This window comes from Gemmata sp. SH-PL17 (genome assembly GCF_001610855.1).
GTDB classification, from domain to species: domain Bacteria; phylum Planctomycetota; class Planctomycetia; order Gemmatales; family Gemmataceae; genus Gemmata; species Gemmata massiliana.
Genome location: NZ_CP011271.1, coordinates 3,544,424 through 3,569,619, shown reverse-complemented (window position 1 = coordinate 3,569,619; position 25,196 = coordinate 3,544,424). Strand labels below are relative to the sequence as shown.

Genomic DNA, 25,196 nt, shown 5'->3' with positions numbered 1-25,196 from the left:
GATGTTTGTGCGCGTTATTGACTTCGCCATTGCGAATCGTTTTCTGGTGATCCTCGGAACGTTCCTCCTTCTGGCCGCGGGCGTATACGCCGCGGGTCGGTTACCGGTCGATGCCGTACCTGATGTGACCAACGTCCAGGTCCAGGTCATGACGACCGCGCCGGCCCTCGGCCCCCTGGAAGTGGAGCAGGCGGTCACGATTCCCGTCGAGACGTCCATGAGTGGGCTTCCTCGCGTCGAGGAAATCCGTTCGGTGTCCCAGTTCGGCCTCTCGGTGGTGACGGTCGTGTTCGAGGAAGGGACGGACATTTACTGGGCGCGACAACAGGTCAACGAGCGGCTCACCGAAGCGCGCGAGAAGATTCCGCCCGGTGTACCCGCGCCGAAGCCCGGTCCCATTGCCACCGGACTTGGTGAAATCTACCAGTTCGAGGTCCGCAACAAGCCGGGTTACGCGCACTCGCTCATGCGCTTGCGGGAGACCCTGGACTGGCAAATCGCCCCGCAGCTCCGCGGGGTGCCCGGCGTCACCGAGGTGAACACCAACGGGGGACAGTCGCGCGCCTATCAGGTCCGCCCCGATCCAGAAAAGCTCCGGGCGTACAACATCTCGCTCGAAAAACTGTTCACCGCGCTCCAACAGAACAACACGAACGAGGGCGGCGGGTACCTGCTGCTGCGATCCCAGGAACAGCGCATCGTGCGCGGCGAGGGGCTGATTCGCTCGCTCGACGACGTGCGCAACGTGGTACTGGACGCACGCGGAGACGGCACACCGGTCTACGTCCACCAGGTCGCCGACGTCCAGTTCGCGCCTGTATTGCGACAAGGCGCCACGACTCGCGACGGGACGGGAGAAGCCGTCGTCGGGATCGTCATGCTGCTCGCGGGGGAGAACTCACGCGAAGTGGTACGCGCCAGCAAAGAGAAGATGGAGCACATCAAGAAAACGCTCCCGGAAGGTGTGGAAATCGACGTCGTCTACGACCGAACGGAACTGGTCGAGCGCACGGTTCACACACTAAAAACGAACCTCCTGGAAGGCGGCGTACTCGTTGCGATCGTGTTGCTCGTGCTCCTGGGAAGCCTGCGGGCCGGCCTGATCGTCGCGCTGGCGGTCCCGCTCGCGATGGCCGGCGCGTTCGTGGGGATGTGGGCCGCGGGGTTGTCCGGCAACCTCATGAGCCTCGGTGCGATTGACTTCGGGCTGATCGTGGACGGCAGCGTTGTGCTGATCGAGAACGTCGTTCGCCGAGTGGCCGAGCACCGGCACCACAACCGAGACGAACGCGCGCCGATCGAGGTTATTCGTGCCGCGTGCGGCGAGGTTGCCCGACCGGTTGTGTTCGGCGTGGGCATCATTCTGCTCGTGTACCTCCCGATCCTCTCGCTCCGCGGGGTGGAGGGGAAGATGTTCCGGCCGATGGCACTCACGGTCATTTTCGCGCTCCTCACGTCCCTCGCGCTGGCACTCGTGCTGATGCCGGTGCTGGCGTCCATCTTCCTCCGCAGCGCGTCCGAACACGAACCGCTCCTGGTGCGGTGGGCGAAAGCGGTTTACCAGCCGCTCCTGCACCTCGCGGTGCGGTTCCCGCGAACGGTTCTGGCCACCTCTGCCGGGGTGTTCGCACTGAGCGCGTGGACGGCGCTACACATGGGGGCCGTGTTCATCCCGAAACTGGACGAGGGGTCGGTCGCGATCCAGGCCACGCGGCTCCCCAGTGCCTCGCTCGAAACGTCTGTCGAAATGACGACGCGGATCGAGAAATGTCTCCGCGAGATGCCCGAGGTCGAGTCCGTCATTTCCAAGAGCGGTCGGCCCGAAATCGCCAACGACCCGATGACGATTAACCTCACGGACGTGATCGTCGCGCTGAAACCGCGCGATTCGTGGCGCTTCGCCAGCAAGGAGGAACTGGTCAAGGCGATGGAGGAGAAGTTGGAGAGCGAAGTGCCCGGGCAGGTCTACGCCTTCTCGCAGCCGATCGAGTTGCGCGTGGCGGAACTAATTGCCGGGGTCAAATCGGACGTGGGGATCAGCGTTTACGGTGACGACCTCGAAACGCTGCGCGCGACCGCAGAAGACGTCGCGGCCGCGGTCAGTAAGGTGCCGGGCGCGGCGGACGTCGCGGTCGAACAGACGGGTGGCTTACCGTACCTGCGCGTAATTCTGCGCAGAGACGCACTCGCGCGCCACGGAATTAACGCGCGGGCGGTCCTTGATGCGGTGGCCGTCATGGGCGGGAGAGAAGTAGGGGAGGTGTTCGAGGGGCAGCGCCGGTTCCCACTCCAGGTGCGGTTCCCGGAATCCGTGCGGGAAGACCTGGACCGTCTCAAGCGCGTCACCGTGCCCGATACGCAGGGGCGCCCCATTCCCCTCGAGCACCTCGCGGAACTGAAGTTCGACGACGGCCCCGCACAAATCAGCCGCGACGCGATCCGGCGCCGGGCGGTGATCTCGTGCAACGTGCGCGGGCGCGACCTCGCCGGGTTCGTCGCGGAAGCACAAAAGGTCGTGGACGAGAAGGTGAAGTTGCCCACCGGCTACTCGGTCGCGTGGGGCGGACAGTTCAAGAACTTGCAGGAAGCCACTCGGCGCCTCTCCGTGGCCGTGCCGGTCGCACTGCTGCTCATCTTTGTGCTTCTGCACTCCACGTTCAATTCGACCAAGTTGGCGGCACTGATATTCCTGAACGTGCCGCTGGCCGCGTCAGGTGGCGTGTTCGCACTGTGGCTTCGGGGAATGGACCTGTCTATCTCGGCCGGCGTCGGGTTCATCGCACTGTTCGGGGTCGCAGTGCTGAACGGGGTCGTGCTCGTAACTTACGTTGTGGAGTTGCGCAAATCGGGCCAGGACGCGCACGAGGCCGCCTTCGGAGGCGCCATGATGCGCGTCCGCCCGGTGCTCATGACGGCCCTCGTCGCGATGCTCGGGTTTATCCCAATGGCGTTTTCCAGCGGGTCCGGGGCCGAAGTGCAAAAGCCTCTGGCCACGGTCGTTATCGGCGGGCTCGTGACATCCACGTTGTTGACTCTGTTCGTCATCCCGGCCGTTTACCGCTGGTTCGATCCGGAAGCGGGAAGCCCGGAACAAGAAAGGCTGTGAACCTACTTCCCGTTCAAAGAGACTTGTGCGATGGCGTAACAAAAAAGGGTGTGGGAACGGTTCCCACACCCTTGCGCAGCTACTGGGGCAAACGAGTTAGAACGGAGCCTCGTTATTCACGAAGAACGTCCCGCCGTTCCCCCAACTGTTATCGACGTGGATGATGTCATAAGCGTTCCCACCGTCGAGCACCAGCGCGCCACCAGCGACCACACCCGACGCGAACAGCGTGTCGTTGGCCTCGCCGCTGTGAACCTCGATGTTCCCGGACGCCCCGACGTTCCACAAGTACAGGCCGTCGCCGTCGTTCCCGCCCTGGACGTTAATCGTCCCGGCATACACGCCGACCATCTCCAGATAGTCCTGGCCGTTGCCCAGATCGACGAACACGCCGGACGGGATCCCCTGACCGATGTAGACGGCCGATTGCCCGTTCACCGTGGTGCCCGCCAGACCGATCACAGACAGGTTCCCGGCGCCGTCCTGTTCGATCCGGACGCGGTTAAACGCATCGTCGCCCGTAACGATCAGCGCCCCGCCCGACAGCATGGCGGTGACGTTCCCGGCCGGTGTATCGCGGTCTTCGAGATATTCGCACGTCAGGTTGGTGTGACTATCGTGCCCCGTCATGGCTATCCTCCTACGGTTGGGGCGAACGTAGGAGAGAGTGTTGCAACCAGCGTGCCCATAACGATCACCGTTCGGGCGATCCCCGGTCACCTCAGCAATGCCTGAAGGAGATTGATCGCAACGACTCAGACCCGGCGCGCCCCGGATCAAGAATTGAAAGCTGAAAGACAGAAGGTGTTCTGATTAGATTAGCGAAGAAATGCGCCAGCCAACATAATTCGTTCGGCAACGTGAACGAAGCCTGCACCGCCAACAGATAGGGGCAACGACGTCACAAAGAACGGGCCGCGCTTCCGCAAGTTAACAGGGAAGCGCGGCCCGGACTCCGCATTAGCGCTGGGGCGCGGACACCCGCGGCTTCAGTTGGAACTCGTACTCACCGTACTCGGCCGCGTGCTGTCCCTTTTCGGTCAGCGCGTAAGTGGCCTCGAACGGATCGGTCGCGTTACCGGTGGCACGCGCAAGAAGCCCTTCTTCGACCAGGGCTGTCAGGAACGAACCGTCCTTGGTCTTCGCGGTCGGGGCGAGCCGCAGGGTGCGGCCAACGGGCGCCTTCTTGCTACGCTTGACTGCTCGTAAAACTTGCCAGGTAAAATGGGTCGTAGAACGGACGGGCACTGTGAACGCTCGCTGTCAGGGTGATGGGCGGACAGTTAAGGCGAGAGAGGATGGCGGGCAAAGAAAGTGTATACCCGAAACCAGGAATTAGCAACTCCGTCCCACACTCGCAATCCAAGTAAATCGCGAGAATAACTGTTCCTATTCGGATGGAACAGAATCTTGCGCCAGCACCTTCCGAACTCTCTCATTTGTTCGTCGCCAGAACTTCACCGCGACACGCCGAACACGAACTGATCGGGGTCACAAACCCGCACCACGGTCGGTGCGGTCTTGAAGACTGGGAGGCTGACGTCCTTCTTCCCCGCCTTGTCGCCGACCTTAATATCGGTCAGTTCCAACTTCCCGTCCTTCAGTTTCCACGAGCCAGTGATCTCGTCACCCGTGACGCCCTCGGGCAGCAACTTTTCGATCAGGTGTTTGGGAATCGGCCCGGCACCCTTTTTAATCACGAACTCAGATTTGGTGAACGTCCACGTGAAGTCCGGCTCGTGATTCTTCTTGTCCGGGGTGAAGTAATGGTTCAACTTCATCCCCGGGATGTCGGCCGCCGCTACCGCGGACGGTTGCGCGTGAGCGTGCCCGGTCAGCACCGCAACCGCAACGCCAATAGCAAGCACTCGATGATCGATCATTTCACGCCCTCTCATGAGAATTGAGTGAGACGATTCTACGCCGATGAAATGTGTCCGGTTGTAACGACCGTTTGCGCCGCGTGTATTCGATGGCGGTGCTTACAGCGGCCACTCGGGGCCGACCGCGTCGCGTAACTGACCCATCAGTTCCATCGACGCCGGCGCGACGTGTTGAACCAGGTCCGTGCGATTGGGGAAAGTGTGATGGCAGTCCCAACGCATCGGCGCAATCGGTCGGCGCAAGGGTTCTTCGGAGTTGGGTTGTAGTGCCCCTCGGCGCCGGAGTCGGTGCCGACGCGGAGAAACGGTAAATGCGGCCATCAAGCGCCACGACGGGCGATCGATTGCGGGGGCTTCGATCGAAAAGCTCAAGCCCTCTGCGTTGGTGACCTCGGCGCGTTCCAGAGGCCACGCGGCGAGCACTCGCGGGACGAGTTCGTACCAGTCCGCGAGTGGCGCGATCAGTTCGGACAACAGTCCGCGTGCAAACACCCCGGACACACTCCCGATCCGGACCGTCACCCGATCAGCGGTGTTGTCCCATACCCAATCGCCGAAGTTGAGCGGCCTCGGGCCGACTCCAAGTTCCGACAACCAGTAAGCGGGCCACCCGCTCGTGGTCACGGCGGCGAGGTCGCCTAGCGCGGAATAGTAATCGGGGTCGTCGATCAGTGCTTCGTCGCGGAACCGCGACGCGGTGACTCCGGCCCGCAAGAACCGCCCAAACACGTCTTCGTCGTGCTCGTCGAGCCAGTCGGCCAGAACGAGGCGCGCGGTGTCATCCGATGGGTTTTCTAGCACGTTTGCGAATAAGGCACTGCGCTCGTTCACGTCAACCGCTCCGTCGATCGTCACAGAGCAGTTTACGCGATGCGCGTTCCTCGGGACCGCCGATCTACTTCCCGCGGGGCATCCTGTAGAGATCCGATCCCATCTTCATCACGTAGAGCGCGTCGCCTTTCGGGTCGTACTCCAACCACGTCAGTGTCGAAACGCCTTTCAACTCTTTCGGCACGGCAACGGGCTTCGCCCACGACACGCCAGCGTCGGTGCTCTCGATGACGCCGGCCGTGGTGAGCACGAACAGGTGTTTCGCGTCCCGACCGAACACGGGACCGTAGCGCGCGTCCTTCACGTCGCTCACCTTTTCCCACTTCGCACCTTTCTCCGTGCCCATCAGCAGCGCGCCTTCGACGAGCCAGAACAGCGCGTCGCCCTGGAGCTTGGGAAGGGAAACCGGGTTGTGCTCGGAAACAGGGCTGAACGTTTTCCCGCCGTCCGTGGTGCGAAGGATTCCACCAGTCGCCTTCTGCCGCGATTTCTCGCGAGCGACAACGGCCGTGTCCGCGTCGAAGACCCACGCCCCCAACCCGTACCCCTTACCGGCTTCGGAAAATGACTTTCCACCATCGCGTGAGAGGAGTAAAAGCCCGCCGGATTCGTGCTTGAAGGCGAGCACGAACTTCGTTTCCGGATCGGTCCAGTCGACCGCGCACCAATCGACGTGTTCGCACTTTTTGTCCATCGTGCGCCACGCGGTCGCGGGATCGGTGGACGCGACGATGACCGGCCCGCCGTACACCGTGGCCATCAGGAGCTTTTTGGTCTTCCCGGTGGGGTCGAGTTGCAGGCAACCGGGCGTCTCGGTTCGGCCCTTCGGTACGTCTTTGCCGTGCCGCTCCCAGGTTTTGCCCGAATCGGTCGAGCGGAACACGCCGCGATCACTGAGGCACACGAACAGCGTGCCGGTGTCACGATCAACCGCGACTCCGGACAGTCCGCCGAAGCCCGTCTTCTCGCGCGCGAGGAGTTCGGTCGCGACCGGTTGCCATTCGCCCGCGCGTGCCGCGGGTGTCACCAGAAAGGTGAGCGCAAGGAGAGCCGAACGCATGATGACAGGTCCGATGTGTTCCCCTCTTGACAGAGAGGAGATGGGGGTAGGGTCTTCCGCTATTCCTTCGTGCCGACACAGTACAGCATCTTGCGGCCCTTGAGAAACAGTTTGCCGTCCGCGATCGCGGGGGAGGCGGGCGCGTCGTCGCCGAGATCGTTGATCGAAAGCACCTCGAACTTCTCACTGGCCTGGATGACAAACGTCTTCCCGGCGCTCGCGAAGTAGACGCGCCCGCCCGGGGCCGCGACCGGGCTCGCGTGAATCGAAACACCCGCGAGCCCCTCGCTATACAGCACTTCGCCGTTGGAGAGTTTGAGGCACTTCAGAACCCCCGGCGAGTGTAACCGGTACAGGTGCTCGCCGACGATGACCGGCGACCCGTACCCTTCGGGCATCGTCCCGGTCTTCCACTTCAGATTGGTTTTGGTGACGTCGCCCGAACCGGTGGGATCGACCGCGACGCCGGTTCCCCCGCGCCCGCTATCAAGGTACACCAGCCCGCCACCGAGTACAGGCGAGACGGTATCGCCGCTCGCGGTACAGGACCACACCACCTTGCCGGTACCGGGATCGACACCCTGTAGCGCATTCGATGCGGCCACGAGCAACTGTTTCTTCCCGCCGATGTCCGCGAGCACCGGCGTGCTGTGTGCGAAACCGTGCGCCGGCCGAAGTTGCTCCCATTTCACGTCGCCGGTCTTGCGGTCGAAGCCGATCAACCGCGACTGTTTGTCGGTCTGGTCGCACTGCATCACCACTGTGTCGCCGACGAGTACCGGACTGGCCGCGAGCGCGACATCGAACTTGAATGGTTTGATTTCCTTCCGCCAGAGCTGCTTGCCGTCGCGATCGAGCGCCGCGATGACGGACGACCCGAACACCACATAGACGCGATCGTCGTCCGCGGCGGGCGTGGGCGCGGTGTAACCGCCGCGGAGGTCGGCGAAGGTCCACGGCCCCGGTTCGATCTTCACGTCCCAGAGCCGTTTGCCGTCATCCGCGCGGTAGCACGCGACGTGGTGCTCGGGTTGCTGTTTGGGGTCGATCTTCCCGGGCCAGTAGCTCACGGTGACGAACACGCGCCCGCGGTACACGATGGGGCTGGACTGGTTCTGATCCTGCGCGGCCTTCTCTTCGGTGCCCGGTAGCGGCGATTTCCAACGCACGTTCTCGCCGGTCTTGCCGTTCCAGGTGAGCGGTAGGTTCTTGTCGTCCGTCTGGCCCATTCCGGTCGACCCGCGCCACCCCGACCAATCAGCGGCAGTAGCAACCCCCGCACTCGCGACGCAAACGAGAAGCACCAGGAGCCTTGACCGCAAGGCGAGCATGTCGGTTACTCGAAGTGGGGAGAGAACAGGCGGGAACGCAACCGAGTGTACCCGCCGATTCGGTGAGGAGCAACGATCCGGCGCCGCGGTGCTAACTGCACTGCATGAAAGCACGGATGTGAGGTTCGCGGTGGTTGCGGCACACGAAAACGTACATTCTTCCCGCGTCGCCGAAAGTGCATCCGTGAGCGCGGTGAACCGACTCTTGCTCACGAAACCCCGCACTCAAGATAGGGCGGTCTTCGACCGCTACCCACCGCCCCCGGTTACTGCCACCCCATTCCCAGCTTCCAAATGATAGAAGGTGTTCCATTTTGGCTCCGCAGCCGCAATTTGGGTAGTGCGAGTCCTGAACCCAGTCTGGATAGCCGCCGACTTTGGTACCCTCGGTCGTACTGAGCCAGAATTGATACAAGTCATCTGCACCAGCAGGAGGCCGAAGCTCTCGAGCTGCGGGTTGACTCTGAGCGACCGCGAGAGCGGCGCAAAGGTTTGGGCTTTTGTTCCCTTCGATGTCGTACCCAATCCCGGCAGGGTGGAACTCAAACGGGTCCGGGTACTCGGTCACGCGCTCGGGGTAAAGCACGCACAGACGCGGGAAGTACCCGTACTCGACATCGGCCGGCTCAGGCGCGGCGGCAAGCGTCCGCTTCACGCTCGCGCGCTTGCGCCAGTAGACGGCCGGCTTCGGGCAGTACATATCGTCTTCGTCATGTCCCTGCGGGCACCACAACAGTTGGAATAAGTCCGTGCCGGTTGGAAAGCCGAGTTCGGGCACATCCTCTTTGCGAAGTTGCAACGCGGTCACATACGGGATGCTGTCGTGAATCGGGCAGACCGGCCACGGTTCATTCTTCGGCCACAGAAACATTCCGCCGATCTTGCTCGCATCGACCGGCGCTTCACCCGGACGCGGGTGGAGCCTCACGGCGGTCTTCGCCTTGCCGCGCAGGTCCGGTAGCGCCTCCTCCACGTTCACTGGCGGCGCGGGTGTAGTACAGCGGCGCACCGCCGCGAGCCAAGCGGGATCGATGCGGCCTGCGAGTTCCGCCATACGCGCGTAAAGCTCGGTACAGGGCTTGTCGTACCACCACTCGCGGACGAGTTCGACCTGGAGTCGCAGGTATGCGGCGCGGTCCGGTTCACCGTTCTCATCGAGCCAATCGGCGAATGCGAGGCGCGCGGTGTTGTCGCTGCGGTTCGCAGTGATCGCGTGGAGAAGCGCCGTTTCGGTAGACATCGCGATTCACCCCACCGCATAAAGAAAGGCCCGGGGGACGGACGTCCCCCGGGCCTTTCAAGTTACCACATCAGCGCCGGAACGCATTACTGGTTGAACCAGAACTCCTTGGTGTTCACCAGCGCCCAGAGGATGTTCTCGTAGGCGGTCTTCTTGCCCACAGCGCCCCCCTTGGCTTCGAGTTTCTTGATGTGCTCGATGGCCCCGTCGAGGTCGTCTTTTGTTGGCTTGCGGGCGAACGCCCACAGGAACAGGTCCGCTACCTTCTCTTCGTCCGATCGCTTGTCGTCCGCTCGGGTGAGCGCGTCCACGCGCCCGCCGTCGCGCTTGATCTTGCCCTCCACCTCGTCGCTGTTGAGCATGTGCAGCACGGCCGCGAGGTTCGCTTCGCTCACGCGCTCGCACTCGCACGCACTGATGCGCTGGGGCCGCCCGTTCACGTCCAGGAAGTACGACTGGAACGACTCGTCCGGCAGCATGATCGCCCGGTTCGGGGCGTTCTTGTCCGCCGGCAGCCCGTTGAACCGCGACGGGCTGTCGGTCACCTGGCACAGCGCGTCGAGCAGCACTTCCGCCTGGAGGCGCCGTGGGTAATAGCGGGCGTAGGTCTGCTTGTCGTGCTTGTTGAAGTCGTTCGGCGCGCTGCTCAGTTGGTACGTCCGGCTCTTGCAGATCGTTTTGATGAGCACCTTGAGGCTGTACTTGTTGTCGACCAAGTTCTTCGCGAGCGCATCGAGCAGTTCGGGGTTCGAGGGCGGGTTGGTGATCCGCATGTCGTCGAGCGGGTCGACGATCCCGCGCCCGAAGAAGTGCGCCCAGTACCGGTTCGCCACCGTCTTCGCGAAGAACGGGTTCTTCGTATCCACCATCCAGTCCACGAGCTTCTGCCGCGGGTCGTCGTCGGTGGAAACAGCCATCGGGTCCGCGTCGAGCGGCTTCGGCTCGGCGGGCTTCTGCGTGCGCTTGTTCTGTACGTTCCCAGTGGTTCGGATGTAGATCGTTTGAACTCGGTTGTCCTGGCGGTTCGGGTCGGCACTGGGCACGCGAACCTCTTTGCGCCCCACCCGGCCGTAGAACGCGGCCAGCCCCCAGTAATCGTCCTGCGACCACTTTTCGTAGGGGTGGTGGTGACAGTTCGCGCACGCCAGCCGCTGCCCCAAAAACACCTGGCTCACGTCGTCCACGAACTGCTCGGCCTTCTCGACCTCCTTGTACCACACGGTCGGCGGACTCTTGCGCTCGTCGCCACTGGACGCGATGATCGCCCGCGCGAAGTCGCTGTACGGCGTATCCGCAGCGACCTGTTCGCGAATCCATTCGTGGAACGCGAACGTGCCCGGCGCCCGATCCGATTGTTGCCGGCGCTTCACGCGGAGGATGTCGGCCCACTTGTTCGCGAAGTAATAGGCGTACTCCGACGAATCGAGGAGCTTGTCGACCAGCTTATCGCGCTTCGCCGGGTCCGGGTCCGCGGCGAACGCGAGCACGTCCTTGGGCGAGGGCAACGATCCGGTGATATCGATCGACACGCGCCGGATGAACTGCTCGTCGCTGCACAGTTCAGAAGGAACCAGCCCGAGTTCCTTCCACTTTTTGGCCGTGAACTTATCGACCACGGTTTTCTCAGCAAAAGACCACTCGGGTGTCTTCACGCCGAGCGGCACCGTGGCGCGGAACACCGCAACCATCCCCTGGTACCGGGCCATCACCGCGGCTTCGCCACTCATGGCGAGCGTGCGAACCAGCCCGCGCTCTTCGACCGTGGCGATTTCCGGATCGTTGCTCTCGTATTGTGCCCGGCGCGTGATGTCCTCGACTGTGCCGTCGGTGTAGTGCGCGTACACCGCGAACTGCTGCTTGCTCTGCCGGCTCAGCACGCGGTGCTCGGGGTACACGCTGATCTTGGTGACTTTGGGGTCTTTCTCATCGCCCCACGGCATTCCGGCCGCGATCCAGCGCCGCACGAGTTTGTACTCGTCCGAATCGGGGTCCATCTTCTTACCGCCGCCGTGCGGCACCCGCCCGGTCGCCTTCATCAGAAAGAGGCTCGCGTCCGGGTTCGCAGGGAACAGCCGCCGACCGCGTGCCTCTTTCACGAGTGTCATGAAGTCGAGGTCCGGCTCGAACCCGAGCAGCGACAGCCGAAAACCGTTCTGTCCCGCGAGTTTGCCGTGGCAGCCGCCAGAGTTGCACCCGAGCTTCGTGAAGATCGGCACCACCTGATTCGTGAAATTCAGCGGCAAGTTCTCGCCCAGGCTCTTGACCCCGAGAGGTACCCGCGCGGTCTGCCCGCCGAACGTCACCACCACCTCCGACGAACCGTTCGCACGCGGAACGACGCGCCCGCCGGCAAGCACGGTAGCCAATTTCCCGTCGGCAACGGCGTAAGTCGCGTCGGGAGTGAGATCCACCAGACGCCCGTCGGCCAGAGTGCCCGTCACGACGAACTGCGTCGCGTCGTCGGCCCCGGTCAGGGCCACTTTTGCCGGGTGAACCGCGAGACTCTTCACATCAGACGGGTTGATTTCGGCGGCGCCGGCCCGGGTTGTAACCCCTTGCGTCGCAACAAAGGCGAGGAGAGCGGCCCAAAGTTGGACGTGCTTCGGCATGGGATGAGACCCTCGATTGGGGTAGCGATCGGTGGGTGCGGACGTTCGGCGGAGTGTTCGTGGCAGGTTGGTGTGATTGTCGCTTACGTGAAGCCACAGTGCAAGTGGGAGCAATAGAAAGCGAGGAGACACTCCCAAACGCGGACCGACACCATGAGCGAGTACCTGTGCCTCACACTGATTGCCGAAGCGGGCGAAACCGAGAGCGCGTTCAAGGCGCGGCTCACCGCGTTCTGGTCACACGTCATCCGCACGCTGCCCGATACGTATGAAGCCGTGTACGCAGAAGCGAAGCACTTCGACTCGACCGGTGGTCGCGTGTCGCGCCAATACATGGTGGAAGTAGGCGCCACAACCGCAGTGACCGAAGCATTGACCCAGCAAGGAATTGCGACCGCACCGGTAGACACGGACGATCTCTACACCAAGTACGAAGCGAGCGGGAGCGAGTGGTTCCAAATCGACCACTGAGAATTGATTAGGACTACCGGACAAAACTACGAAGTCGCCTATCCTGATCGGCACCCATTCTGCTCAGGATTCGGTCCATGCAACTGAAGGATCTGGCCCGCGAACTACCGGAAGGCATCTGGGCGGTCTTTGAGCCGGTCCTGCCGACCAAGGTTTGGTCCGGCAACGGTCGCCCGCCGTGCGGCAATCGGGAATGCCTTCACGCGCTGTTGTACGTCCTGGCCTCGGGCATTAGTTGGGAGTTGCTCCCGTGATGCTTCCCGTCGTACAAGACGGTCCAACGCCGACTCAAGGACTGGCTCCGCGAGGATGCGTTTCTTCGGGCGTGGCAACAACTGGCCGAGCGGTACCAGCGGTTGCACGGGATCAACTGGGACCAGATCCTCCTCGACGGGTCCAAGAAGCCGTCGGAAAAGGGGGCGAAGCTTCGGGGCCGAGTCCGGTTGATCGCGGCAAGTCGGGCACGGCGATCCACATAGCGAGCGACGCGCGAGCCATGCCCCTGGCGGTCGTAGTCACCAAAGCCGGGGCCAACGACGGCTGCCAGACCCACAAGGTGCTGGCGGCCCTGGTCGTTCGTGCGCCGGCCCCGGAGGTGCCGACCGACACGACCGACGAGCGGGGCCGACCAACCGCCCGAGCGGACGGTGCATACGGGAACGAACCGTCGCGGGGCCGAGCCGGTTCCCAGGGGTTCCGGTTGTACGCTCCCGGCCGTGGTCAGAAGCGCCCCGGAGTCGGCAAGGTGCGCAACGCCGTCGAGCGGTGTCACAACTTCTTCGCCCAGTTCGGCCGGGTCCGCAGGCGGCGCGACCGCAACGCGCGCAACTACCTCGGCTGGTGCCAGATGGCGGCTTGCGTGATCCTCTTACGATCGGGTTTTGTCCGGTAGTCCTTAGATTGCGTCACTCTCCGTGCGAGCGGGCTAGCGCTTTGCGGCCGGTCTGTTAAAATGGCGCAACCAGTCGAGGTGCATAACGGAGGCCGCCATGCCGGAACTGACGCTCGCGGTGCTCGCCGCTCGGATCGAATCATTGGAACGGAAGGTCGAAGAACTCGTGTGTTCTCAAGCCGATCCACCAGGAACAATCGGTGACGAGCAATCCGACGATCCTGAAGCGATCGCGCGCTGGGTCGCGGCATTCGACGCGATCCAGCCTCTTCAGATGCCATCCGAGGAAGAGGCCGCGTGGCAGACCGTGCGTGTAGAACAAAAGCGCACCGATTCTGCGGCGTTTGATCGGCTCGCATCGAATCTGCCGGGGGACAACACGTGAGCCGCTTTTTGTTGGACACCAATGCGGTTGCGGATTGTGTGTTCCGACGGCGCGGTGTCCACGAACGGGTTCGGGCGGCACGGCTTGCCGGGCACAAAATTGGCAGTGGAATACCGGTGCTTGCGGAACTCTGTGCGGGGATTGAATATAGCGCGACCCGTGACGTCAACATGGACGTGTTAAACCGAAATATCGGCCTCTTCCGTCTGTGGCCTTTCACCGCGGAAGCTGCTCGTGAGTACGGCCGTTTGTACGCCGCGCTTCGGCGGACCGGCCGCACGATTCAAACTGTGGACCTGATGATCGCCGCAATCGCACTAGCACTCGGCGGCTGCACAGTTGTTACTTCGGACTCGGATTTGTCTGCGATCCCGCGATTGAATGTTGTGAATTGGGCAGCAGTTACTTAATACGGTATTCGTTCCGCAGTGTGGCCCTGTCGACTGGTTCCATACCGCTTTCGGGTGTGTTATCCTGGGGCTTCCTTCCGACCGAGAGCCGCCATGAGCGACACCGGTGACCGGCCCCCGACCGATACAGTGCCTGAACCCGCGCCCCTCGACATTCCTCAAGCGGAGGTCCGTACCCGGTTCGCGCCCGGTGATCCGTTACCCAATCTGGAAATGTGGGTCCTAGAACGGTGGCTCGGGGGCGGCGGGTTCGGTGAGGTCTGGCTCGCCCGGCACGAGCGCAAGGGCGTGGCCGCCGTCAAGTTCTGCACCGACCCGACCGCCCGGCACCAACTCGTTACCCACGAGCGGACCGTTGTCGCGCGCGTGATGAAGCACGGCGACCACCCGAACATCGTCCCACTACTCGAGTGCAACCTCAGCGGGGATATTCCCTGGCTCATGTACGAGTTCGTCGAGGGCGGCACGCTGGCCGAGGCGGTCGAGGAATGGAGTAAACTTCCGGCCCCGCGCCGGCTCGGTCGGACCGTGCGCGTGCTCCACACCATCGCCAGCGCGATGGCCAAGTTCCACCAACTCACCCCGCCGCTCGTTCACCGCGACCTGAAGCCGCAGAACGTGCTGATGTCGCAGGGCGTTCCGCGCATCACCGACTTCGGCATCGGCGGTGTGGCCGCGGAAGCGGCCCAGTCCGATCGGCCGGAAGCCAACACCAGCATCCTGGCCCGCGTGCCGACGCTCCTCCGGGCGATGGGGAGTTCGCGCTACGCGCCCCAGGAGCAGCTTTTCGGCAGCCCTCCGAACCCGCGCGACGACGTGTTCGCGATCGGCGTCCTGGCGTACCAGATGATGCTCAGCGACCTGACCGCCATCCCCGGCCCGGACGCCGCGGCCGAGTTGCGCGCGCTGAAGATCCCCGTGGAACTGGCGGCGCTCATCGTGCGGAGCGTGGCGTTCGACCCGGAACGGCGCCCCAAGGACGCGACCGAGTGGGAAGCAAAGCTCACGGCTCTGCTGCAAAAGAAAACGGTCTCGCGCTCGCCGGCCCCAAACCCGGGCGAGTCGCGTGACGACCCGACGGAAGAACTCGAGGTACCCAACGCCTCGGACTCGAGCGGGTCCATTGTGACGCAAATGCTCGACGTCCCCGCGCGCGGGCGCTGGTACTCGCGCCCGGCCGGCAAGTCCGGAGTCGAATGGCGCATCGTCGCGACCACGCCCGCAGAGGTGCGGCTCGCGACCGGCGAATTGTACCGGTTCTCGATCAAGTCCACCGCGACCGAAAAGGATGTGGCCGCGCTCGCCGTTTTGGGCGGGCTGCGCTCGCTCTATTACCTAAATCTGTCGTACTGCGCCGGTGTCACAGACGCCGGTTTAACACAACTCAAAAACTTCACTCACTTACGGCAACTGTTCTTGCGCGCGTGCCCCAACATCACCGACGCCGGGTTGGTTAACGTGTACGGTCTTACGCACCTCCGCACGCTCGAACTGACCGACTGCCCGAAGCTCACCTCCGCTGCGATCGACGCCGTTCAAAAGGCACTGCCGAAGTGCAAAATCCAGCGCTGATCGTGGCGCAATTGGACACTCGCCTTAACGGTGGATGCCGCCCGTTATTTCTCCAGTCCACTGAGTGGTCCCCCGCGTGCGAACAGTGCATCCACGCGCCGGGTAACGGCCGGGTCCGCGTCAAGTGGGGGCGGCATGTGCGGTTTCAGTCGCGCGTCGATGACGAGCGGGCCGCGGCACCCCCAGTGCTTGTGTCGCGTGGACGCCTCCACACCGTGGACGTCGGTCGCGGGATCGGAGCGCGTGAACACAGCCCACAAGAAGTTATTCAGCGTGCGCGCGACGAATTCGCTGTCATCGACCACGACGATAACGGGAAGCCCTTCAAATGCGGAATGTGAAGCACGAAACGCGGCGTTCAGAGAAGTTAAAAGTTGAGCAATGTCTGGGTCTTCGTCTATTCCACCGGCCCCATTTCGCGCACCACACTTCGGCCCTGAAATGGCCAATACTCCTGGCATCACGAGCCGCGGATCGGCGAACCCGTGGGGCAGGCTCAGGTTCACGGGCACAGTCGCCCCGAGCGTGCGCCGAGCGGGACCGGCAGCGGCAATTACGAGCTTGCTCCCCGCGTTCAGCCCCAAGCCCGCCGAGTAATCGAGCGTGTCAATCGTCGTCCGCGTCTGGAAGTGCAGGTCCGTTTCCGGGTCGAAGCGTTCGAGCAGGTGGCGCAAAAACGCCCCGATATCGTGGATGTCGAGGTCGGGATTGTCTTCCTTCGCCACGATGAACAGATACTTGGCGAGCGACAACTGCCCCTGCCCCAGAACCGCGTTCGCGAGCGTGAGTAGTTCCTGCGGGCGCCGGGTGCCGGCATACGGAACGTACCGCTCCGAGCCGATCGCGAGCAGCAGCGGATGAACCCCCGCGGCATCCACCGCGTGGACCGCGTGTAGGCCGGGAATGACAGTGGGGATGACCGGGCCGGTCAATTCGTGAATCAGCTCGCCGAAGGTCGTGTCTTCCTGTGGGGGCCGACCGACCACCGTAAAAGGCCAGATTGCCCCGGGTCGGTGGTACACCGCGTCCACCGTCATGACGGGGAAGTCGTGCGTCAGACTGTAGTAGCCGAGGTGATCGCCGAACGGTCCCTCCGGCTTCGTCCGCGTCGGGTCGATCCACCCCGAAATGACGAAATCGGCCTCTGCGGGAAGGGGGAGAGAGAACCCCTCCCCAACCCCTCCCCCAAGGGGAGAGGGGCATTCAAAGCCCCCTTCCTTCTTAGGGAAGGGGGTTGGGGGGTTAGGTCGTACCATCGTGAGCCTGCGCCCTCCCAGCGCGCCCGCGAACGCCAGTTCCGGCAGCCCTTCGGGTAGCGGCATCACGGCCGCGACCGCCAGCGCGGGCGGTCCGCCCACGATCACGTTCACGCGCAAGCGCTCCCCGCGCCGAACCGCCGCCGCGTGGTGCGCGCCGATGCCGCGGTGGATCTGGTAGTGCAGCCCCACTTCGCGGTCCGGCTCGAACTCGTTGCCGCTCAACTGCACGCGGTACATTCCGAGGTTCGACTTCATCCAACCGGGGGTGTCCGGGTGCTCGGTGTACACTTGGGGGAGCGTCACGAATGCCCCGCCATCGAGCGGCCAACACTTCAATTGCGGGAGTTGCGAAACGGTCGTGGTGTGCTTGAGGATCGGCCCGGAGCGCACGAACTTGGGGCGCAAGCGCCACGCCAAAAGAGGCAGGTTCCAGTACCGCCACGGACGCTTGCGGGCGTTCGCGGGATCCGTTTTCAGTTCCACGAGCTTGCGCACATCGTCGAGCGCGTCGCGGAAAAGGAACCGGGCGCGTTCGACTGTACCAAACAGATTCGACACCATCGGAAACGGCGAACCCTTCGTGCGCGCGAAGTAGATCGCCGGTCCCCCGGTCGCATAAACGCGCCGCTGGATCTCGGCCGCTTCTAAGTGCGGGTCGATCTCTCGTTCGATGCGGACGAGGTGCCCGGCGCGCTCCAAATCGGCAACAGCAGCAGAGAGGTTACGGTGGCCCATCGATACTCGACTCGCAGAGACCGGCGCGGGCGGAAACAGATAACAAACCGCTTCGGGATAACCCCAGGCAACACCGTGAATTCGCGCCCGGCGCGGACATTTCGTCCCGGTTACTAACGATTCCGGCCCATTTCAGAAGATTCCTGAACCGACCCGAACAGGGGCCGTATGTTTCCCACCCCGAACGTTTGGAACCGGCCCGGTTCGGGCTTATGGTAGCGTATGAACCCGACCCCGGGTTTCGCCCAACTTGGTCGCGTGCCCCGCGAACCGAACTCCGCCTGGATCGTCGAGTGACATTTTCACCGCCCAATAAACCATTCCCGTGGCTCCCCGCGATCCTCGTGGCCGCGACGGCCGGCGGGGCCGCGGTGTGTGCGACCGCCGTCCCCCAACCGATCACCGGCCCACTCGTCGGGGTGCTCGTACTCGTTGCAGCAGTTCTGGGGTGGTGGGCCAAGCGCCCCGCACCCGTAGCGCGCCCGGTAATGAACACCGGACCGCACGATACGCTCTCGGAATCCGACACGCGCCTCCGGTTGCTCGAATCGGCCGTGGTCCACGCGCACGACGCGGTGGCCATCGTCGAGGCGACGCCCGGCAACGGACCGGGGCGGTCCGTGATGTACGTGAACGATGCGTTCTGCCGGCTCACCGGGTACGCGCGCGCCGACGTGATCGGGCGCTCGCTCTACATGCTCCGTGGCGCCGGGTCCGACCCCGACACACTCGCGCGTCTGGGGGCGGCGATGGCCGCGGGCACGCCCCTGCGCGTGGAACTGCGCAACTACCGCAAAGACGGCACCCCGTTCTGGGTGGACCTGAGCGCGGTCCCGGTCCCGGACCCGGACGGCAACCTGTCCCACTGGGTGATGATCCAGCGCGACATCGACCGGCGGAAATCGGCCGAGCGCCGGGCGCGGCAAACGGGCCAGTTGCTCCGCGCCATTATCGATGCGTTCCCCGGACCGATCAGCGCCAAGGACCGGGACAGCCGGTACCTGGTGATGAACCAGTTCCAAGCGGAACTTCTGGGCGTAACGCCCGAGGACGCGGTCGGCCGAACCGCGGCCGAACTGGTCGACGCGACCTACGGCGCGGTGACGGTCGAGCGGGACCGCGAGGTGATGTCCACCTGTCGCCCGGTCCAGTTCGAGGCGCGCTACCCGGCCCCGATCGGCGACGGGCGCCCGTGGCTGACGAGTAAGGCCCCGCTGTGGATGCCCGACGGGGTCGACAGCGAACCGGCCGGTGCCCGCGGGGTGGTCACCGTGGCGCTCGATATTTCCGCACTCAAAGCAGCCGAAGACGCACTGCGCCGGAGCGAAGAGCGCTACCGGCAGTTGTTCCGGGCGGTGCCGCACCCGGTGTTCGTGTACGACACCCAGACGCTCCGCATCCTCGCGGTCAACGAGGCCGCGATCCGCAAGTACGGGTACACGCGCGACGAGTTCCTGACCCTTACGGTGCCCGACATCCGCCTGGCGGACGACGTGAGTTACTCGCTCGCGTCGGTCGGTGACAGCAGCCTGCCCGACGGTCCGCCCGCGATCCGGCGCCACCGGACCCGGACCGGGGCGCTCATCAACGTCGAGGTGTCGTCGTTCGCCCTGAGCCTGGAGGGGCGCGGGGTCAAACTGGCCCTCGTGAACGACGTGACCGAGCGGCGCAAAGCGGAAGAAGAACTGCGCCGCAGCGAGGAACTGTTCCGCGGGATCTTCGAGAGCACCTCCGCGGGCGTGTCGCTCACCAACGCCGAGGGGCTGTTTGTTTCGTGCAACCCGGCGTTCGCGGCCATGCTCGGGCGCACCGTTCCCGAGGTACTCCAGCTCACGCCCGCGAGCATCACGCACCCGGACGACCTCGCCGAGCAACAAGTTCTGATGGACGAGGTGCGGACCGGAACCCGGGACCGGTTCAGCTACTCGAAACGGTACATCCGCCCCGACGGGCAAATCATGTGGGCCGAGCTGTCGTTCGCCGCGGTCCGCAACGCCGCGGGCGAGTACGAGTACGGCCTGGGCGTCTCCGTCAACGTGACCGAGCGCCGGCTGCTGGAAGATCAGTTGCGCCAGGCCCAGAAGATGGAGGCCATCGGCCAAATGGCCGGGGGCGTGGCGCACGACTTCAACAACCTGCTCACGGCCGTGCTGGGGAACCTGTCCCTGGTGCGCCTGCCGGACCACGACCCGAACCGCCCCCTGCTAACGGCTGTGGAACAGGCCGCGGCACGCGCGGCCGACCTGACCCGCAAGCTCCTGGGGTACGCCCGCCGCAACCAACTCGTGTTCGCGCCGGTCGAGCCGCGCGACGCGCTGGGCGAGGTGATGGCGCTCCTGCGGCACACAGTGGACCCGCGCATCCACCTGGCGATCGAGATCGACCCCGATTGCCCCCCGGTCCACGCCGACCCGACGCTGCTCGTTCAGGCCGTTATGAACCTGGGGCTGAACGCCCGCGACGCGATGCCCGACGGCGGCACGCTCACGTTCACGGCCGAACCGATCAACCTCCACGACAACGACGTGCGCCCGGCCGGTTGGGACGACGTGCGCCCGGGGCGCTACGTCCGGCTCGCCGTGTCCGATACCGGCACCGGGATGACGCCCGAGGTCCAGGCGCGCCTGTTTGAACCGTTCTTCACGACCAAAGCGATCGGTAAGGGGACCGGGTTGGGGCTGCCGATGGTCCACGGCATCGTGAAACAGCACCACGGCTGGATCGAGATCTACTCCAACCCCGGCATCGGAACCCGGATCGAACTGAACCTGCCCATGTCCGAACTGATGACCACGCCGTCGCGCGCCCACTCGCGCACACCGCTGCCGATCCCGATCCCGACCCCGTTCCCGGCACTCGCCCCGAGCGCGTCCGGTCCGGTACGCGCCCCGAGCGCCCCCACCCCGGCAACGATTCTCCTGGTGGACGACGAACAGATGATCCGCGACCTGGGCACTGCGGTTCTCACGCGGGCCGGGTACCGGGTGATTACCGCCGAGGACGGTCAGGAAGCGGTCGAAACCTTCCAGCGCGAGTTCGCGGACATCGCGCTGGTGATTCTGGACGTGACCATGCCGCGCATGTCGGGCAGCGACGCCTCGCGACACATGATCCGCATTGATCCGAGCGTGCGCGTGCTGTTCTCGACAGGATATTCCGCCGATGATCTGGCCGAACTCGACGGGTCGCAGGGGTTACTCAGCAAACCGTACCGGCCGCAGGAGTTGGTCGCCGCCGTGCGTGCCGCACTCACGATCACGCCCCAACCCGTCGGTTGATGAAACGAGCAGATCCAAACGATTCAGTTTGCGGTCAAAGTAGAAGAGCGCGTAACGGTCTGCGCGTTGACGAGCACAAACGCCACGCGCGGAAGTAAAACGAACCAACTCGAGTTAGGAAATAGTGAGGGCGGCACCAACGTGGTGCCGCCCTCCCGTATCTCTGTACAGTCGTTACACCGCGGCCATCACCAGCGCGCCGTTCTGCCCGCCGAAACCGAAGCTAGTGGACAGACCGTACTTCACCTTCGCTTCGCGCGCGGTGTTCGGGATGTAGTCCAGGTCGCATGCGGGGTCCGGGTTCGTCAGGTTGATCGTCGGCGGGTACACCTGCGTCTTCAGGCTCATCGCCAGCGCCGCCGCTTCGATCGCACCGCTCGCACCGATCGAGTGTCCGATCATCGACTTGATCGATGAGAGCTGCACGTTCTTGGAGTGCTCGCCGAACACGCGCTTCACGGCCGCGGTTTCCATCAGGTCGTTCAGCTTCGTGCTGGTGCCGTGCGCGTTGATGTACCCGACGTCGCGGAAGTCCACTTCCGCTTCGGTGAGGGCCGATTGAATCGCCCGCGCCCCGCCCCGCCCTTCTGGATCGGGCTTCGTTACCGAGTAGGCGTCGAACGTGCTCCCCCAACCCTTCACTTCCGCATAGATCGGCGCGTTGCGGGCCTTCGCGCGCTCGTACTCTTCGAGCACCAGAACCGCGGCGCCCTCGCTAATCACGAACCCGTCGCGGAGGCGGTCAAAGGGGCGCGAGCGCTCCCCGGGCGCCCGCCCGTTGGATTTGCTGAGCGTCCCCAGGGCGGTGTACGCGAGCAGCATGAGGGGGTCGATCCGACTGTCGGCCCCGCCGCACAGCATCACGTCCGCGTCGCCCCGGGCCACGAGCCGGTACCCCTCGCCCACGGCCTGTGTACCGGCCACGCACGCGGTCACCACGGTGTTGTTCGGCCCCTGGCAGTTGAACGCCATCGAAATGTGTGCGGCCGCCATGTTCGGCAGGTACTTCAGCAGCCACAGCGGGAACAGCGGCGAGTCCGTCCGGTTCGGGTCCGGGAGCTTCGTTTCGTCGAACTCCCCGTCTTCCTGGCAGGCGCGGGCCAAGAGCGGCGCGAGTTCGCCCAGGTCCATCGGTACGAGGCCCGTACCCATGACCACGCCGAACCGCTCCGGGTCCGTGCTCGCCACGTCGAGCCCGCTGTCGGTCACGGCAAGGCCCGCGGCGCCGATGCCGAACTTTGCGGCGCGCCCCATGACCTTCACCGACTTGCGGAACTTGTCGGGAATGAACGGCTCCGGGTCGAAGTCGATGACCTCGCCCGCCACCCGGATCGGGTGGTTGGATGCGTCAAACGAGCGGATCGGGCCGACCCCACTGTGGCCGTCCACGCACGCTTGCCAGAAAGCGTCTTTACCGACCCCGTTGGGCGCAACGACGCCCAAGCCGGAAATTACCACCCTGCGCATGACGTTACCCCGAGCGGCCGTCCCTCTCATCCCTAAGCGGTGCGGCACGTCACGTCACCCCCCGGGCCGACTCATCAGCACTTCCGCCGTCCCCGCCGACCCCTTAAAACCCCCATCTGCACCATCTTCCATAAAGTTAATCCGGTCTGCCGCTTCCTTCAATCCCCTCGACGATGGGGAATCACACTATCTCACTCAAACTGCGCAGATTAACTCGTTACACTCGGCACAACCGGCCCTGAAAAGTCAGTTCCGACCCGATTGTTGGTGTGCGATACGTGCATCAGGTTGTGAGAATGCGAAGCGTGTGCCGGCTTGCGAGCCGCGCAACCGAGTCCCCGGAACGTTCTTTGGTCCCGGCCCCCCGCGGCGTTATAATCTGAACAAGTGGGCGGGGGTGGAGAACCACCCGAGCGCACTCAGCAAGGAACGACAACCAATGCTCTTCTCTCTGCGCTGCTGGACGGGGGGCCTCGCCCCCGCCATCGTGTGGGTGCTGCTATTCGGGTCCGCGGCGGTTGCGCAAGAAGCGAACAGCGTGCTGTTCGTGACCGTTCAAAACCCGATCACCAGCGACGTCGCCACGCGGATCGAGAACCAGATCAGCGCCCGCGCGAACGAAAAGAACGAGGAGCGCCGCGCGTGGATCGTGGTGCTCGACTTCAACCCCGACGGCAAGCCCGCGTCGACCACCAACTTCGGCCCGTGCTCCGACCTCGCCAAGTTCCTCAGTAGCCCCAAGATGGCGGGCGTGAAGACCATCGCCTTCGTTCACGCCCCGGTCACAGGACACACGGTGCTCCCGGTGCTCGCGTGCAAGGAAGTGGTAATGAGCAAGGGGGCGGCGATCGGCCCCGTCGTGGTCGAGGGCGTGCCGCCACTTGAGGTGTCCGAGCAGGTCGCGTACAAGACCCGGTTCAACCGTGACGACCGCTGGCCCATCGTGCAGAAAATGTTCGACCCGAACGTGGCACTCGTGAAGGGCGTGGCGAAATCCAACGGCGCCCCGCGCTACGCGGACGCGAACAACCCGGAGTCGGTGTCGGCGGTCGCCGGGACCGCCCCCGTGAACGGCGTACAGGACCGGCAGCCCGCGAGCTACCCGACCACGGTCGCGCGAGCGGTCGAACTGGCCAGCGGGGTCGCGGAGAACCAGCGCGAGGTCGCCGAACTGTTCGGCCTCCCACCGCTCCGCTCCGACCCACTCGCCGGGCGCACGCCCGATGCGTACCAGTGGGCGCTCCGGGGCGACGTGGACGGCGCGATGAAGGAGTCTGTGAACCGCGTCATCCGCGACGTGCGTAAGAGGAAGGGGAACGTTCTCATCCTGACCCTGAACTGCGGCGGGACCGACCTCGAAGCGGCGCGCGCGTTGGCCGACGACCTCGCGGGCGCACAAACCGGCGACGACGCCCTGCTCATCATCGGGTTCGTGCCCGAATCCGCGCCCGACGCGGCCGCGGTCGTCGCGCTGGGGTGTTCCGAGATCGTGATGACCAAGCCGAAGGGCGCAGAGGGGGAGACAAAAGAGGCCGATCTGGGGAACTTCGAGCGCTACCTGAAGACCGCGAAACCGTCCGCGGTGGCCGCCCAGCGCCAGAGCTTGCGCGACTTCGCCGAACAGCGCGGCTACCCCGGCGTACTGTTTGAGGGGATGCTCAACCGCGACGTGGAGATCGTTCGGGCCGAGGGCGAGGGCAACAACCGCAACAAGCGGAAGTTGATGACGCGCTCCGAGTTCGAGACCGAACAGAAGGCCAGCCCCGGGCTGTGGAAGCAGGGCCGGGTCGTCAAGCAACCCGGCAAGCGGCTCGAACTGACCGCGACCCTCGCGGCCGAACTCGGTGTAGCCCGCCTCACCGTACCGACAACAAACGTGGACGAAGTGTGCAGCGCTTACGGCTTGGGGAAGGCGAAAAGCCCGGACCCGGGCTGGCTCGACAAGTTCGCCGAGTTCCTGCGCATCCCCGCGGTGACCATCATCCTCGTAATGGTCGGGTTCATCGGGCTGATCCTCGAACTGAAGGTGCCGGGGCTGACCGTACCCGGGATCGTCGCGGCGGTGTGCTTCATCTTGGTGTTCTGGTCGCAGTCACGGTTCAGCGGTGAAATGTTCGTACTCGCGCTCCTGCTGTTCATCCTGGGGTTGATACTGGTCGGGTTGGAAATCTTCGTGCTCCCGGGGTTCGGCGTGTGCGGGATCAGTGGCGTGCTGTTCATGCTGGCCGGGTTGGGGCTGGTGACACTGGAGCGCTTCCCGCAGACCTGGGAAGAAGCAGTCCCACTGGGGGTGCGGATCTCGACGTACCTGTTCGCGATGATGGGCGCGATGGTAGCCGCGTTCGTGATCGCGCGGTTCCTACCGCAAGTGCCCTACGCGAACCGGATGATGTTAACTCCACCCAGTGACCAGTCGAGCGCGACCGAAGTGCAGTTGCCCGGCGCGAGCGAGGCGGCGGAGTTGCTGGGGGCCATCGGCGCGAGCACGACCGCGTTACGTCCGGCCGGCGTCGTGCGGTTCGGGGAGAAGTTCGTGGACGTGGTTTCGGACGGCGGGTTCATCCCGTCCGGGAGCCGCGTTCAGGTAATCGCGGTCGAGGGCACGCGGATCGTTGTCAAAGAGGTTTAATGATCGTTTCGCGCGAAAAGCGGAAGCGTGTGGCGCGC

Annotated in this window: 19 protein-coding genes; 9 read left to right on the top strand and 10 right to left on the bottom strand. The window is 64.3% G+C overall.

Annotation, left to right across the window (positions count from 1 at the left end):
- Position 1: 1 nt before the first annotated feature.
- Positions 2-3,106: an efflux RND transporter permease subunit gene (locus tag VT84_RS14915; protein ID WP_082840107.1), complete on the top strand. Its 3,105-nt coding sequence runs from the start codon at positions 2-4 to the stop codon at positions 3,104-3,106.
- Positions 3,107-3,202: 96 nt separating this feature from the next.
- Here VT84_RS14915 and VT84_RS14910 read toward each other — a convergent pair whose 3' ends face one another.
- The 8 genes from VT84_RS14910 to VT84_RS14875 form a co-directional block, all read right to left on the bottom strand.
- Positions 3,203-3,736 (bottom strand): hypothetical protein, encoded by a 534-nt coding sequence (locus tag VT84_RS14910; protein WP_082840106.1) that lies wholly within the window; start codon positions 3,734-3,736, stop codon positions 3,203-3,205.
- A gap of 330 nt (positions 3,737-4,066) precedes the next feature.
- Positions 4,067-4,354, bottom strand: a complete 288-nt coding sequence (locus tag VT84_RS14905) for a hypothetical protein (RefSeq protein ID WP_052557716.1) — start codon at positions 4,352-4,354, stop codon at positions 4,067-4,069.
- Positions 4,355-4,563: 209 nt separating this feature from the next.
- Positions 4,564-4,989, bottom strand: a complete 426-nt coding sequence (locus VT84_RS14900; RefSeq protein WP_082840105.1) for a hypothetical protein — start codon at positions 4,987-4,989, stop codon at positions 4,564-4,566.
- Positions 4,990-5,088: 99 nt separating this feature from the next.
- Positions 5,089-5,820 (bottom strand): TIGR02996 domain-containing protein, encoded by a 732-nt coding sequence (locus VT84_RS14895; RefSeq protein ID WP_162271712.1) that lies wholly within the window; start codon positions 5,818-5,820, stop codon positions 5,089-5,091.
- Between the two features lie 64 nt (positions 5,821-5,884).
- Positions 5,885-6,880 carry a WD40/YVTN/BNR-like repeat-containing protein gene (locus tag VT84_RS14890; RefSeq protein WP_082840103.1) on the bottom strand — a complete coding sequence of 332 codons (996 nt, stop codon included), beginning with the start codon at positions 6,878-6,880 and terminating at the stop codon, positions 5,885-5,887.
- 59 nt (positions 6,881-6,939) lie between these two features.
- A complete protein-coding gene (locus tag VT84_RS14885) occupies positions 6,940-8,211 on the bottom strand; it encodes a PQQ-binding-like beta-propeller repeat protein (RefSeq protein ID WP_052557723.1) in 1,272 nt (423 codons plus the stop codon).
- Between the two features lie 91 nt (positions 8,212-8,302).
- The gene (locus tag VT84_RS14880) at positions 8,303-9,451 is read right to left on the bottom strand and encodes a TIGR02996 domain-containing protein (RefSeq protein ID WP_052557726.1); all 1,149 of its coding nucleotides are present in this window, start codon (positions 9,449-9,451) and stop codon (positions 8,303-8,305) included.
- 86 nt (positions 9,452-9,537) lie between these two features.
- Entirely contained in the window at positions 9,538-12,060 is a 2,523-nt protein-coding gene (locus VT84_RS14875; protein WP_082840102.1) for a DUF1549 domain-containing protein, read from the bottom strand.
- Between the two features lie 153 nt (positions 12,061-12,213).
- Between VT84_RS14875 and VT84_RS14870 the strand changes: the two genes are divergently transcribed.
- The 6 genes from VT84_RS14870 to VT84_RS14845 all read left to right on the top strand — a co-directional run bounded on the left by VT84_RS14870 (position 12,214) and on the right by VT84_RS14845 (position 15,790).
- A complete protein-coding gene (locus VT84_RS14870) occupies positions 12,214-12,531 on the top strand; it encodes a hypothetical protein (RefSeq protein WP_082840101.1) in 318 nt (105 codons plus the stop codon).
- A gap of 77 nt (positions 12,532-12,608) precedes the next feature.
- Positions 12,609-12,785 (top strand): transposase, encoded by a 177-nt coding sequence (locus VT84_RS14865; RefSeq protein ID WP_082840100.1) that lies wholly within the window; start codon positions 12,609-12,611, stop codon positions 12,783-12,785.
- 242 nt (positions 12,786-13,027) lie between these two features.
- Positions 13,028-13,423: a hypothetical protein gene (locus VT84_RS14860; protein WP_082838126.1), complete on the top strand. Its 396-nt coding sequence runs from the start codon at positions 13,028-13,030 to the stop codon at positions 13,421-13,423.
- A gap of 97 nt (positions 13,424-13,520) precedes the next feature.
- Entirely contained in the window at positions 13,521-13,808 is a 288-nt protein-coding gene (locus VT84_RS14855; RefSeq protein ID WP_082840099.1) for a hypothetical protein, read from the top strand.
- A complete protein-coding gene (locus VT84_RS14850; RefSeq protein ID WP_082840098.1) occupies positions 13,805-14,218 on the top strand; it encodes a type II toxin-antitoxin system VapC family toxin in 414 nt (137 codons plus the stop codon). The genes VT84_RS14855 and VT84_RS14850 overlap by 4 nt, the downstream gene beginning before the upstream one ends.
- A 93-nt stretch (positions 14,219-14,311) precedes the next feature.
- On the top strand, positions 14,312-15,790 hold the full coding sequence (locus VT84_RS14845) for a protein kinase domain-containing protein (protein WP_082840097.1): 1,479 nt from the start codon (positions 14,312-14,314) through the stop codon (positions 15,788-15,790).
- 44 nt (positions 15,791-15,834) lie between these two features.
- Here the strand turns inward: VT84_RS14845 and VT84_RS14840 are convergent, their stop codons facing one another.
- Positions 15,835-17,784: a UbiD family decarboxylase gene (locus VT84_RS14840; protein WP_082840096.1), complete on the bottom strand. Its 1,950-nt coding sequence runs from the start codon at positions 17,782-17,784 to the stop codon at positions 15,835-15,837.
- 293 nt (positions 17,785-18,077) lie between these two features.
- Here VT84_RS14840 and VT84_RS14835 point away from each other — a divergent pair, with 293 nt between their 5' ends.
- On the top strand, positions 18,078-21,062 hold the full coding sequence (locus tag VT84_RS14835) for a PAS domain-containing sensor histidine kinase (protein ID WP_162271711.1): 2,985 nt from the start codon (positions 18,078-18,080) through the stop codon (positions 21,060-21,062).
- Between the two features lie 174 nt (positions 21,063-21,236).
- Here the strand turns inward: VT84_RS14835 and VT84_RS14830 are convergent, their stop codons facing one another.
- Positions 21,237-22,529, bottom strand: coding sequence for a beta-ketoacyl-[acyl-carrier-protein] synthase family protein (locus VT84_RS14830; RefSeq protein ID WP_082840094.1), 1,293 nt, complete (start codon positions 22,527-22,529; stop codon positions 21,237-21,239).
- A 439-nt stretch (positions 22,530-22,968) separates the two neighbouring features.
- Between VT84_RS14830 and VT84_RS14825 the strand changes: the two genes are divergently transcribed.
- Complete coding sequence (locus tag VT84_RS14825) at positions 22,969-25,158, top strand: NfeD family protein (protein ID WP_157469509.1); 2,190 nt, start codon at positions 22,969-22,971, stop codon at positions 25,156-25,158.
- The last annotated feature ends 38 nt before the right edge of the window (positions 25,159-25,196 follow it).